A 12,466-nucleotide genomic window follows, 5' to 3' on the forward strand; every position below is an offset into this window, starting at 1 on the left:
ACGTCGTACGGAAGGCTCACGGGCCGCGCCGCGCCACCCGCGAAGGGGTGGCGCGGCGGTCCCGCGAGGCTGTGGTGGCCCGTTACTTGGCGGCGTTGGCCGCGTTGATCAGGCTCTGCTTGTCGACGGCGCCGACGTAGACCGTGCCGTTGTCCGTGACCAGGGCGTTGACCAGACGGGTGCTGAAGAACCGGCCGGAGCCGAACGAACCGTTGGCCTTCTCGCCGATGCTGTCCAGGAACTTGGCGGCGTCACCGCCCGCGCCCTCGCCCTTGTCCTTGCCGGAGGGCAGACCGGAGCCCTCGCCCTTGATCGTGGCGATGGATGTCCAGCCCTTGCCGATGACGTTCATCCCGCCCATGTCCTTGGCGAGCTCCTTGCGGGACGGGGCGTCCTTGCCGTGCCCGCGCTGCGCCGTCGCGCGCTCCTTGTCGCCGTCGACGACCTTGGCGCCCTTGGGCGGGGTGAAGTCGAACGTGCTCGCGGCGGGCTTGGCGAAGTCGACGTTGGTGAAGCCGACGTCGACGGCGGCCGCGCCACCGCTCTTGGGCGTCAGGGTGAACTTCAGCGGCGTGCCGGTCTCGGCGTCCACCGCGACCCGGATCGAGCCGACCGTGGAGCCGGTCTGCTTGGGCTTGATCAGCAGCTGGTAGGCGTCCCGTCCGGCGACCTTGGCGGTGCCGTCGACGGTGACCGAGGTCGTGTCACCGGCCGCCTCCAGGGCCTGCTTCGCGAGGTCCTGCGGCGTCGCGCCCTTCAGGTCCTTGGGCAGGCCCTCGGGGGCACGGTGCTCCTTGCCGGAGCGGCTGTCGGGCGCGGTGCTGCGCACGGCGGTGTTGCTGCCGCTGTCGTACGCCCAGAGCTCCTTGCCGTGGTGGACGAGGCTGTACTCGGCGGCCTTGTCGACGATCGACACCCGCTGCTTGTCGGGGCCGTCGACCGCGACGCGCAGCGTGTGCGCACCGGACGCCAGCTCCATCAGCTTCTTCTGGGGCGCCGCGGAGGCGTCGTCCCCGCCCTTCTCGCCGCCGCCCGGGGCGCCTCCGAAGCCGCCCGCTCCGCCACCGGCGCCCGGCAGCGACGGCAGACCGAGGTCCGTGGTGACCCGGACCGTGCCGGAGAGCTGCTGGACATCCGACTTGGCGACCTTGGCTATCAGTTCCTGTGCCGAGATTTTCGGCAGGTCCGGAGAACCGCCGGCGAACGCCGGGACCAGCCCGATCGTGGCCGCCGCGACCCCCGCCACCGCAACCGGCACGCCATACCGCACCGCCTTACGGCGCCTCGGGGAGCGTTCCCCGTCCCATCCGTCGGTGACCTCGGTCGGTTCGTTCCGTGGCATCTGCCCTACCTCCGTCGTGTGCGGCGGCTGCTGTGCTGTCCACGCCCTGGGGCTCATGGTGACCTGTCCGCCGCGCTCAGGTGGTTCCATCTCACCAAATCGCAAGGCACAAAACGTCAGCCCGCGGGAGCAACTCGTCCTACTGCTGAGGTATGACGCACGGTCACCTCAAGTCGGAGCCCGTACGACAGAAGGCGGAGCATTCCCTAGGGGATGCGGGGGCAGGCCCTGGGGGATGTGAGGGCAGGCCCTGGGGAACAGGCGCCGCGGGAGGCCTCAGCCCGCCCGGTGCACCACCGCGTCGCAGAGCCCTTCGAGGGCCGACCTGGCCATGCACGAGGACAGCGGGGCCAGCATCGCGCGGGCCTCCTGCGCATAGCGCACGGTGTCGCGGCGGGCCTCTTCGAGCGCCGGGTGGGCGCGCAGACCGGCCAGCGCCTCGGCGTGCCGGGCGTCATCGGTGAGGTCGCCGGCCAGCAGCTCGCACAGCGCCCGGTCCTCGGGGGTGCCGGCGGCGCTTTCGGCCCGCGCCCGCAGCCGCAGCACCGGCAGCGTCGGGATGCCCTCACGCAGGTCCGTACCGGGCGTCTTGCCCGACTCGTGCGAGTCGCTGGCGATGTCCAGGACGTCGTCGGCCAGCTGGAAGGCCGTACCGAGCCGCTCGCCGTACTGGGTGAGGATGTTGACCGTCGACTCCTCGGCGCCCGACATCATCGCGCCGAAGCGGCAGGCGACGGCGACCAGCGAGCCGGTCTTGCCCGCGAGCACGTCCAGGTAGTGGTCGATGGGGTCACGGCCGTCGCGCGGGCCCGCGGTCTCCAGGATCTGGCCGGTCACCAGGCGTTCGAACGCCTCGGCCTGGATCCGGACCGCCTCGGGGCCGAGGTCGGCGAGGATGTGCGAGGCGCGGGCGAACAGGAAGTCGCCGGTCAGCACCGCGACGGAGTTGCCCCAGCGGGCATTGGCGCTGGCCACCCCGCGGCGTACATCGGCCTCGTCCATCACGTCGTCGTGGTACAGCGTCGCCAGGTGCGTGAGCTCCACGACGACGGCGGAGGGCACCACACCCGGGCTGTAGGGGTCACCGAATTGGGCGGCCAGCATCACCAGCAACGGCCGGAACCGCTTGCCGCCCGCGCGCACGAGATGCTGCGCGGACTCGGTGATGAACGGCACGTCGCTCTTGGTGGCCTCCAGCAGGCCCTCCTCGACAGCCGCCAACCCGGCCTGGACATCGGCCTCAAGAGCCTGGTCCCGCACGCTCAGCCCGAAGGGCCCGACGACGGTCACGAGGGGTACTCCTGTCTGCTGACGATCAAACTGAATGTCGATCTGTCGCTGTCTCCACCATTGGCCAGCGTATCCGGTCGCAGTTCGATCACCGTGAGCGCCCGCCCCCCGAACCGCCCGGGAAGCACGGCGACCCCCCGGCCGGGAAGTTCCGGGTCAACTGTTGACGCGGGTGCGACGCGGAAGAGCGGCACCGGCGCACGCGGAGGAGCGGACCGGCAACGGCAAGCATCCCCGGTCCGCTTCCGCTCCGGCAAGGCCCCCGCGTACCGGGCATGGCCGGAAAACCCCCACCCCGTCACGGCCCCGCCGCCACGGGGACGTACCGGTCACCGCCCGTCGCGAAATCGCCACGGACCAGGACGACTTCCGCATCCGCCGCACCGCCGGCCGTCATGACCGGGCGAGGCGGCCCTCCGGCATACGGGGCACCGGAGGACGCCCTGAATACGGGGTACCGGAGGAGGCCCGGAGTACAAGGCACCGGGGGACGCCCGGACGCGAGGTGACCCCGGCGCCGGCCCGCGCGGACGCCCCGCCTCACCCGTACGCCCGCGCCACCGCCCGTGCCAGCCGCGGCGAGGCGAACTCCGTGCCGCACACGAAGCGCATCACCGGCCCGAACGAGGCGGCCGCCGGCAGCCCCGTGAAGTACAGCCCCGGTACGGACGAGCCTAAGCCGGCGTCCAGCAGCGGACCGCCGGCCCGCGCCACGACCCCGGTGCGCAGCCCCTGGCCCAGGAAGTCCAGCGCCGCCAGATCCATCCGGTAGCCGGTCGCGGCCAGCACATGGTCGGCGACGACCTCCCCGCCCTGCCCGTCGGCGCCGCGCAGCGCCAGCACGGGACGGCCGTCGCGGACCATGGCCCGTACGATCCGCCGCCCCTGCGTCACCCGCACCCGGTCGGTGAAGCGGTCCCGCAGCCACCACGCCCCCAGCGGGACGGGCACCCGGCGCACCAGATACCGCCGGGCGGGCACCGGCAGCCGTCGGAAGGCACCGGCGTGCCGGGTCAGCGCGTACAGCGGCCAGGCGGTGCCGGACGGCGACGGCGGGCGCAGCCGCGGCCGGCGGTCCGGCGGCGGGCCGAAACCCACCGCGGCGGGGCCGCGCGCCACCACCCGTACGGCCGCCGCGCCCGCCTCGGTGAGCAGCACCGCGCTCTCCAGCGCCGACTGCCCGGCACCGATCACCACCACGTCCCGGCCGGCCAGCGCGGACAGATCGTGGTGCTGCGAACTGTGCGAGACCGGCCCGGTGGCGGACGGGCCGTCCGGGATCGCGGCGGCCAGTTCCGGCGGCAGCTGCGCCAGTCCGGTCAGGCCGGTGGCGACGACCACCGCCCGCGCGCCGAGCTGCTCACCGCTGTCCAGCTTCAGCTCGAAGCCGTCGGCCCGCCGGTCGACCGAGACCACCCGCACCTGCTCCAGACCGGGGACCAGCCGCTGCTGCACCCACTGCCCGTACCGGACGAAGGTCTCCACGGGGAGCAGGTCCCGGTCCGAGGCGTAGGGCCCCTCCCCCGTGGCCGCGCAGAAGTCGCCGAGGGTGTGGCCGGGCCAAGGGACGCCGATGCTGGAGGCCGCGGGCGTCGAGGTGAGCTGCATGCCCGCGGGCATCCGGGTGCGCCAGCTCACCATCGGCTGCCCGAAGACCCGCACCGGCAGGCCGTACGCCCGTAGATGCGCGGCCGCCGACAGACCGTACGGACCGGCTCCGATGACCGCTACCGGAGTGCTCACTTCGGTCCCTCCCCCAGGTGAAGAACGGCAGTCCGGCCGCGTCGGCCAGGGAAGGAAGTTAGGCCTGAATTGCGCAGTGCGGCAAGGCTTTTCCGGACATGACCGATGCGTGGGGCGCAGCGCACCGCGCCCCCGCCCACCGTCTGCGTACGCATCCGCGCCATCACGCCCCGGGACCGCCCCGCTGATCGCCGCCCGGCCGTACTCTGATCGACGGCCCCACGGCCCGCGGGCCACCAGGCCCCGGCCGCCCACCGGCGACGACGAACGCGAGGAGCTGTCCATGCCCGAGCAGAGCCCGTTCGACCTGGCGGAAGGCGATCCCTTCGGCCCGCACAACCTCCCCTACGGCGTCTTCAGCACCGCCGACGCGCCCGACCGGCGCCGTCTCGGCGTCCGCTACGGCGACCAGGTCCTCGATCTGAGCGCCCTGCCGAGCGCGCTGCCCGCCGCCATCCATCCGCACGCCGAACTGCTCGCGGCGCCGACCCTCAACCCGCTGCTGGCCGCCGGCCGTCCCGTCTGGCAGCAGATCCGCGCGGCCGTCCACACCGCCGTGACCGACCCCGCGCACCACGACGAAGTGGCGCCGCTGTTCCACCCGCTGGACGGGGTCACGCTGCACCTCCCCTTCGAGGTCGCCGACTACGTCGACTTCTACGCCAGCGAGCACCACGCCACCAACGTGGGCCGGATCTTCCGCCCGAACGACGCGGCGCTGACCCCCAACTGGAAGCATCTGCCGATCGGTTACCACGGCCGGGCGGGCACCGTGGTCGTCACCGGCACCCCGGTCGTCCGGCCGCACGGCCAGCGCAAGGCCCCCGCGGACGAGGCCCCCTCCTTCGGCCCGTCCGTCCGCCTCGACATCGAGGCCGAGGTCGGCTTTGTCGTCGGTGCGCCCTCCACGCTCCACGAGCCCGTGGCCCAGGGTGCCTTCCGCGACCATGTCTTCGGCGTCTGCCTCCTCAACGACTGGTCCGCGCGCGACATCCAGGCCTGGGAGTACGTGCCGCTCGGCCCCTTCCTCGGCAAGTCCTTCGCCACCTCCGTCTCCGCCTGGATCACCCCGCTCGACGCCCTCGACGAGGCCCGTACACCGCCGCCCGCCCGGGACTTCCCGCTGCTGCCCTACCTCGACGACGCGGACGCGGAGCCGGGCGGCATCGACATCCGTATCGAGGTGCGCATCAACGGCGAGACGGTCTCCCGGCCGCCGTTCTCCGCCATGTACTGGACGGCCGCACAGCAGCTCGCCCATATGACCGTCAACGGCGCCTCGCTGCGCACCGGCGATCTGTTCGCCTCCGGCACCGTCTCCGGGCCCGACCCCGACCAGCTCGGCTGCCTGCTGGAACTCACCCAGGGCAAGGGCCCCTACCTCCAGGACGGCGACGAGGTCACCCTCACCGCCTGGGCACCCGGCCCCGAAGGCGCCCGGATCGGCCTGGGCGAGGTCACCGGCCGCATCCTGCCCGCGGGATGACCGGGACACCGCTCACCCTCCCGGAGGAGCTGCTGCTGCTCGCCCTCGAACCGGAACGCGGCCGGTTCCTGAACCACGCCAGGTACCTGCGGTACGGACTGGCCGGCGCGGCGCTCGCCGATCTGGAGGAGGCCGGGCGGATCACCGTCGGGAGCGGCGACCGGATCACGGTCACCAATCCCCTGCCGCTGGGCGATCCGGTGCTGGACGGCGCGCTGGCGGCGCTGCCCGGCCCGGACAAGCGGGGCCGGGGCATCAAGGCGGAGCGCTGGGTGCGCCGGGCCGGGCGGCCGGTCCAGGAGCTGTGTGTGCGCCGGCTGGAGGAGCGCGGCGCACTGCGCCGGGAGACCCGGCGCGCCCTGGGCCTGTTCCCGTACGCGCGCTTCCCGGCCGGGGCGGTGGATCTCGTCGGCCCGGCCCGGGAGCGCTTCGCCGCGGCGCTCGGCGCCGGGTTCCCGGACCGCCGGGGCCGGCTGATGGCCGCGCTGGCCTCGGCGACGGACCTGGACCGCCGGCTCCTGATCAGCCGCGGCTACCGCCCCGTGCGCCGTGAGATGAAGCGGTTCGCGCGGGAGTTCTGGATGACACATGCGGTGCAGCGCGCGGTCCGCCAGGACAAGGAGGCGGCGTCGCATGCGGCCTCCCCCTGAACCGGCCCGGCCCGGTCCGGTCCGCCCGGGATATCCCTTCTTGTCGCCTCAAGAGCACTCCTACGTCACAGCCGCACACCAACTCCGTACCGGCGCTGCCGCAATCCGGGCGACGGCCCGGACCGCCGCCCGGAGCCGCTGCTAGCCTCACGTCTCCTGACCCACAACGGAGGAGACGTACGTGCGCAAGGCAGCGCAGATCGCCGGGGCGGCAGCCATCGCCGCGATGCTGCTCAGCGGTTGCGGAAGCAGCGGCGGCAACGAGACCGGCAACGACAGCAAGCCGAGCAAGTCGCCGGACGCCGCGCCGTCGACTCCGGGAGGCGCCGACAAGCCCGCGAGCCCCACCGCGGTCGAGGGCGCCTGGAAGAGCGGTCCGAAGAGCAACCAGCTGATCCTGGTGATCACCAAGGGCACCGTCGCCTTCAGCAACGGGCACAAGGCCGCCTGTCTGGGCAAGGTCCAGGAGATGGCCGGGATGACCATGGCCGCCGTCAAGTGCACCGACGGGGACACCACCCGCACCATGGGCACCCTCAAGCCCGGCGCGGACGGCAGGACCCTGACCGTCGACTGGAAGAACGGCCCCACCGAGAAGTACACGAAGTCGAGCGACGGCAGCGTGAAGATCCCGGACATGCCGGAGATGCCGAGCGGGATGCCCAAGAGCTGACCCGCGCCACGCACACGGCCGCCGCCCGGAACCCCCCGAGGGCTCCGGGCGGCGGCCGTTGCCGTACCGCGCGGCCCGTGCTCAGCGCACGAAGACCCCGGCCTGACCGGCCAGATCGAGGAAGTACTGCGGCGCCAGACCGAGCACCAGGGTGACCGCGACACCGATGGCGATGGCCGTGGTCGTCAGCGGGCTGGGCACCGCGACGGTCGGGCCGTCCGCCTTGGGCTCGTTGAAGAACATCAGCACGATGACGCGGATGTAGAAGAACGCGGCGATGGCCGACGAGAGCACACCGACCACCACCAGCCAGCCCGCGCCGCTCTGCGCCGCCGCCTTGAAGACCGCGAACTTCCCGGCGAACCCGGAGGTCAGCGGGATGCCCGCGAAGGCCAGCAGGAAGACCGCGAAGACCGCGGCCACCAGCGGCGAACGCCGGCCGAGCCCCGCCCACTTGGACAGCTGGGTGGCCTCGCCGCCGGCGTCCCGCACCAGGGTGACGACGGCGAAGGCGCCGAGGGTCACGAAGGAGTAGGCGCCGAGGTAGAAGAGCACCGAGGAGATGCCCTCCTCGCTGGTGGCGATGACACCGGCGAGGATGAAGCCGGCGTGCGCGATGGAGGAGTAGGCCAGCAGCCGCTTGATGTCGGTCTGGGTGATGGCGACGATCGCCCCGCCCAGCATCGTGATGATCGCGACGCCCCACATCACCGGCTGCCAGTCCCAGCGCATCCCCGGCAGGACGACATACAGCAGGCGCAGCAGCGCACCGAACGCCGCGACCTTGGTGGCGGCCGCCATGAAGCCGGTGACCGGGGTCGGGGCGCCCTGGTAGACGTCCGGGGTCCACATGTGGAACGGGACCGCGCCGACCTTGAACAGCAGCCCCATCAGCACCAGCGCCGCACCGATCAGCAGCAGGGCGTCATTGCCCATCGCGCCGGCCAGCGCCGGATCGATCTGCTTGGCCCCGTCCGAGATCACCTCGGCGATCCCGGCGTAGGTGACCGTGCCCGCGTAGCCGTACAGCAGGGCCACGCCGAACAGCAGGAAGGCGGACGAGAAGGCGCCCAGGAGGAAGTACTTCACCGCGGCCTCCTGCGACAGCAGCCGCTGGCGGCGGGCCAGCGCACACAGGATGTAGAGCGGGAGGGAGAAGACCTCCAGCGCGATGAAGAGGGTCAGCAGGTCATTGGCCGCCGGGAAGACCAGCATGCCGCCGACCGCGAAGAGCGCGATCGGGAAGACCTCGGTGGTGGTGAACCCGGCCTTGACCGCGGCCTGTTCGGCGGCGCCGCCGGGGACGGCCGCGGGCTGCGGGGCAAAGGAGTCCACGTGGTGACCGTGCGCCGCCGGGTCGAGCCGGCGCTCGGCGAAGGTGAAGACGGCGACCAGGGACACCAGCAGGATCGTGCCCTGCAGGAACAGTGCGGGCCCGTCGACGGCGAGGGCGCCCATGGCGGCGATATGCGCCTTGGACGAGCCGAAGCCGCCGGCCGCCAGACCGATCACCGCGGCGAACGCGGCCGCCAGCGCCACCAGGGCCAGCAGCAGCTGGGAGGAGTAGCGGTGCCGGCGCGGTACGAACGCCTCGATGACGATGCCGATCACGGCCGCGCCCAGAACGATCAGCGTCGGCGACAGCTGGGCGCACTCGATGTGCGGCGCCGGGATCTTGCCCGGCGTGTCGGCCGCCACTGTCCACAGGCTGTGGACACTTGCCACGGAACTCACTTCGCGGCCTCCACGTCTTGATCAGGCACGGCATGGCCGGGCCGGCCCTGGCCGGGCACGGCGTCCACCTGCACAGCGGGCTTGGGGTCCTTCTTGTCCACGACGGACAGGGTGTGGCCGACCGCCGGATCGACGAGGTCGGTGAGCGGCTTCGGATACACGCCGAGGAAGAGCAGCAGCGCGATCAGCGGTGCCACCACCACCAGCTCCCGCACCCGGAGATCGGGCATGCTCTTCACCTCGGCCTTCACCGGCCCGGTCATCGTCCGCTGGTAGAGCACGAGGACGTACAGCGCGGCGAGGACGATGCCCAGGGTCGCGATGATCCCGATCACCGGATAGCGACTGAACGTGCCGACCAGGACCAGGAATTCGCTGACGAACGGCGCCAGACCGGGCAGCGACAGGGTGGCGAGACCGCCGATGAGGAACGTACCGGCGAGGACCGGGGCGACCTTCTGCACACCGCCGTAGTCCGCGATCAGCCGCGAGCCGCGGCGGCTGATCAGGAAGCCGGCCACCAGCATCAGCGCGGCGGTCGAGATGCCGTGGTTGACCATGTACAGCGTCGCGCCGCTCTGGCCCTGGGTCGTCATCGCGAAGATGCCCAGGATGATGAAGCCGAAGTGGGAGATCGAGGCATAGGCGATCAGCCGCTTGATGTCCCGCTGGGCGACCGCCAGCAGCGCGCCGTAGAGCACGCTGATCAGCGCGAGCACCAGGATGGCGGGCGTCGCCCAGCTGCTGGCCTCCGGGAAGAGCTGGAGGCAGAAGCGGAGCATCGCGAAGGTGCCGACCTTGTCGACCACCGCGGTGATCAGCACCGCGACCGGCGCGGTGGACTCGCCCATGGCGCCCGGCAGCCAGGTGTGCAGCGGCCACAGCGGCGCCTTCACCGCGAAGGCGAAGAAGAAGCCGAGGAAGAGCAGCCGCTCGGTGCCGGTGGCGATGTCCAGCTTGCCGGCCGCCCGGGCCTCGACGATCTGCTGGAGCGAGAAGGTGCCGCTGCCGAGCTGGTCGGCGGTGACGGCGTACAGCCCGATCACCGCGGCCAGCATGATCAGTCCGCCGGCGAGGTTGTAGAGCAGGAACTTCACCGCGGCGTACGACCGCCGGTTCGCGGACCGCTCCTCGCCGTCCCCGCCCGCCCGGTCCCCGAAGCCGCCGATGAGGAAGTACATCGGGATCAGCATGGCTTCGAAGAAGATGTAGAAGAGGAAGACATCGGTGGCCTCGAAGGAGATGACCACCATCGCCTCGACCGCCAGGATCAGCGCGAAGAAGCCCTGGGTGGGCCGCCAGCGCCGGTTGGGCGTGGCCTCTTCCAGGGGGTCGGCGTCATGCCAGCCCGCCAGGATGACAAAGGGGATCAGCAGGGTGGTCAGCGCGATCAGGGCGACCGCGATACCGTCCACGCCGAGTTCGTAGCGGACACCGAAGTCACTGATCCAGGCATGCGATTCGGTGAGCTGGAAGGGGCCCTTCGCACCGGGGTCGAAGCGGAACGCGACGACCAGGGCCAGCGCGAAGGTGGCCAGCGAGAAGAACAGCGCGAGCCATTTGGCCGCGGTGCGCTTGGCGGCGGGCAGCGCGGCGGTGGCGATCGCACCGACCGCCGGCACCACGGCCACCGCCGTCAGCAGGGGAAACGACATGGCTCAGACACCCCTCATCAGCAGGGTCGCGGCGACGAGAACGGCGGCCCCGCCCAGCATCTGGACCGCGTACGAACGGACGAACCCGGTCTGCAACCGGCGCAGCAGGCCGGAGAGTCCGCCCATCGACGCCGCCGTGCCGTTGACCGCACCGTCCACGAGGGAGCGGTCGACTTGGACGAGGGTGCCGGTGAGCTCCTCGCCGCCGCGCACGAAGACGATGTGGTTGAAGTCGTCCTGGAGCAGATCGCGGCGGGCGGCCCGGGTCAGCAGCGAGCCGCGCGGGGCGAGCGCCGGGACGGGCTTGCGGCCGTACATCGCCCAGGCGATGCCGACCCCGATGAGCAGCACCACGATCGTCGAGGCGGTGACCGTGGTGGCGCTGAGCGGGGAGTGGCCGTGCGCGAACGAGGTGACCGGCTCCAGCCACTTCACAAAGGCCTCGTTGACGCTGAACAGCCCGCCCGCGAAGACCGATCCGATGGCCAGCACGACCATCGGGAGCGTCATGACCTTCGGCGACTCGTGCGGATGCACCTCGCTGGGGTCCCAGCGCTTCTCGCCGAAGAACGTCATCAGCATCACCCGCGTCATGTAGAAGGCGGTGATCGCGGCTCCCAGCAGGGCCGCGCCGCCGAGGATCCAGCCCTCGGTGCCACCCCGGGCGAACGCCGCCTCGATGATCTTGTCCTTGGAGAAGAAGCCGGACAGACCGGGGAAGCCGATGATCGCCAGATAGCCGAGGCCGAAGGTGATGAAGGTGACCGGCATGTACTTCCGCAGACCGCCGTAACGGCGCATGTCCACCTCGTCGTTCATCCCGTGCATCACGGAACCGGCGCCGAGGAAGAGGCCCGCCTTGAAGAAGCCGTGGGTGACCAGGTGCATGATCGCGAAGGCGTAGCCGATCGGGCCGAGGCCGGCGGCCAGGATCATGTAGCCGATCTGCGACATCGTCGAACCGGCCAGCGCCTTCTTGATGTCGTCCTTGGCGCAACCGACGATCGCACCGAAGAGGAGGGTGACCGCACCCACCACGACGACCGCCAGCTGGGCGGTCGGGGCGGCATTGAAGATCGCCCCGGAGCGGGTGATCAGATACACCCCTGCGGTGACCATCGTGGCGGCGTGGATCAGGGCGGAGACCGGGGTCGGGCCCTCCATCGCGTCGCCGAGCCAGGACTGCAGCGGTACCTGCGCCGACTTGCCGCAGGCGGCCAGCAGCAGCATCAGCCCGAGGGCGGTCAGCTTGCCCTCGGAGGTGTCGCCGGTGGCGGCGAGCACCGGGCCGAAGGCGAAGGTCCCGAACGTCGTGAACATCAGCATGATGGCGATGGACAGGCCCATGTCGCCGACGCGGTTGACCAGGAACGCCTTCTTGGCGGCGGTGGCCGCGCTCGGCTTGTGCTGCCAGAACCCGATGAGCAGGTACGAGGCGAGGCCGACGCCCTCCCAGCCGACGTACAGCAGGAGGTAGTTGTCGGCGAGGACGAGCAGCAGCATCGCCGCGAGGAAGAGGTTGAGGTAGCCGAAGAAGCGGCGGCGCCGCTCGTCGTGCTCCATATAGCCGATCGAATAGATGTGGATCAGCGAGCCGACACCGGTGATCAGCAGGACGAACGTCATGGACAGCTGGTCGAGCTGGAAGGCGATGTCGGCCTGGAAGCCGCCCACCGGGATCCAGCTGAACAGGTGCTGATGCAGGGCACGGTCCTCGGCGCCCCTGCCGAGCATGTCGGCGAAGAGCACCACCCCGACGGCGAACGACGCCACCGAGAACAGCGTGCCGATCAAGTGGCCGGTGCGGTCGAGTCGGGTGCCGCCGCACAGCAGCAGGGCCGCACCGACCAGCGGTGCCGCGACAAGCAGCGCGATCAAGTTCTCCACTTTGTG

At 71.5% G+C, this 12,466-nt stretch carries 9 protein-coding genes; 3 read left to right on the plus strand and 6 right to left on the minus strand.

Annotation, left to right across the window (positions count from 1 at the left end; all coding sequences use genetic code 11):
• Window positions 1–82: 82 nt before the first annotated feature.
• From NUT86_RS18855 to NUT86_RS18865, 3 genes are all read right to left on the minus strand, one after another.
• Window positions 83–1,342, minus strand: a complete 1,260-nt coding sequence (locus tag NUT86_RS18855) for a LolA family protein (RefSeq protein ID WP_274736589.1) — start codon at window positions 1,340–1,342, stop codon at window positions 83–85.
• Window positions 1,343–1,618: 276 nt separating this feature from the next.
• Window positions 1,619–2,632 (minus strand): polyprenyl synthetase family protein, encoded by a 1,014-nt coding sequence (locus tag NUT86_RS18860; RefSeq protein ID WP_018090956.1) that lies wholly within the window; start codon window positions 2,630–2,632, stop codon window positions 1,619–1,621.
• Window positions 2,633–3,172: 540 nt separating this feature from the next.
• Complete coding sequence (locus tag NUT86_RS18865) at window positions 3,173–4,375, minus strand: FAD-dependent oxidoreductase (protein WP_274736591.1); 1,203 nt, start codon at window positions 4,373–4,375, stop codon at window positions 3,173–3,175.
• Window positions 4,376–4,658: 283 nt separating this feature from the next.
• Here NUT86_RS18865 and fahA point away from each other — a divergent pair, with 283 nt between their 5' ends.
• From fahA to NUT86_RS18880, 3 genes are all read left to right on the plus strand, one after another.
• Window positions 4,659–5,861 carry a fumarylacetoacetase gene (gene fahA, locus NUT86_RS18870; RefSeq protein WP_274736593.1) on the plus strand — a complete coding sequence of 401 codons (1,203 nt, stop codon included), beginning with the start codon at window positions 4,659–4,661 and terminating at the stop codon, window positions 5,859–5,861.
• Complete coding sequence (locus NUT86_RS18875) at window positions 5,858–6,511, plus strand: GOLPH3/VPS74 family protein (RefSeq protein ID WP_274736595.1); 654 nt, start codon at window positions 5,858–5,860, stop codon at window positions 6,509–6,511. Before fahA ends, NUT86_RS18875 begins: the two co-directional genes overlap by 4 nt.
• Window positions 6,512–6,692: 181 nt before the next feature.
• Window positions 6,693–7,184, plus strand: a complete 492-nt coding sequence (locus tag NUT86_RS18880; RefSeq protein ID WP_274736596.1) for a hypothetical protein — start codon at window positions 6,693–6,695, stop codon at window positions 7,182–7,184.
• An 81-nt stretch (window positions 7,185–7,265) separates the two neighbouring features.
• Here NUT86_RS18880 and nuoN read toward each other — a convergent pair whose 3' ends face one another.
• Genes nuoN through nuoL form a run of 3 tightly spaced genes read right to left on the minus strand, consistent with a single transcriptional unit; the run spans window position 7,266 to window position 12,460 of the window.
• Window positions 7,266–8,918: an NADH-quinone oxidoreductase subunit NuoN gene (nuoN, locus tag NUT86_RS18885; RefSeq protein ID WP_274736598.1), complete on the minus strand. Its 1,653-nt coding sequence runs from the start codon at window positions 8,916–8,918 to the stop codon at window positions 7,266–7,268.
• Window positions 8,915–10,573, minus strand: coding sequence for an NADH-quinone oxidoreductase subunit M (locus NUT86_RS18890; RefSeq protein ID WP_018090962.1), 1,659 nt, complete (start codon window positions 10,571–10,573; stop codon window positions 8,915–8,917). The genes nuoN and NUT86_RS18890 overlap by 4 nt, the downstream gene beginning before the upstream one ends.
• Before the next feature lie 3 nt (window positions 10,574–10,576).
• On the minus strand, window positions 10,577–12,460 hold the full coding sequence (nuoL, locus tag NUT86_RS18895) for an NADH-quinone oxidoreductase subunit L (protein ID WP_148589564.1): 1,884 nt from the start codon (window positions 12,458–12,460) through the stop codon (window positions 10,577–10,579).
• Window positions 12,461–12,466 lie beyond the last annotated feature (6 nt).

It is taken from the genome of Streptomyces sp. G7(2002) (assembly GCF_028870195.1).
In the GTDB taxonomy this organism is placed as follows: domain Bacteria; phylum Actinomycetota; class Actinomycetes; order Streptomycetales; family Streptomycetaceae; genus Streptomyces; species Streptomyces nigrescens.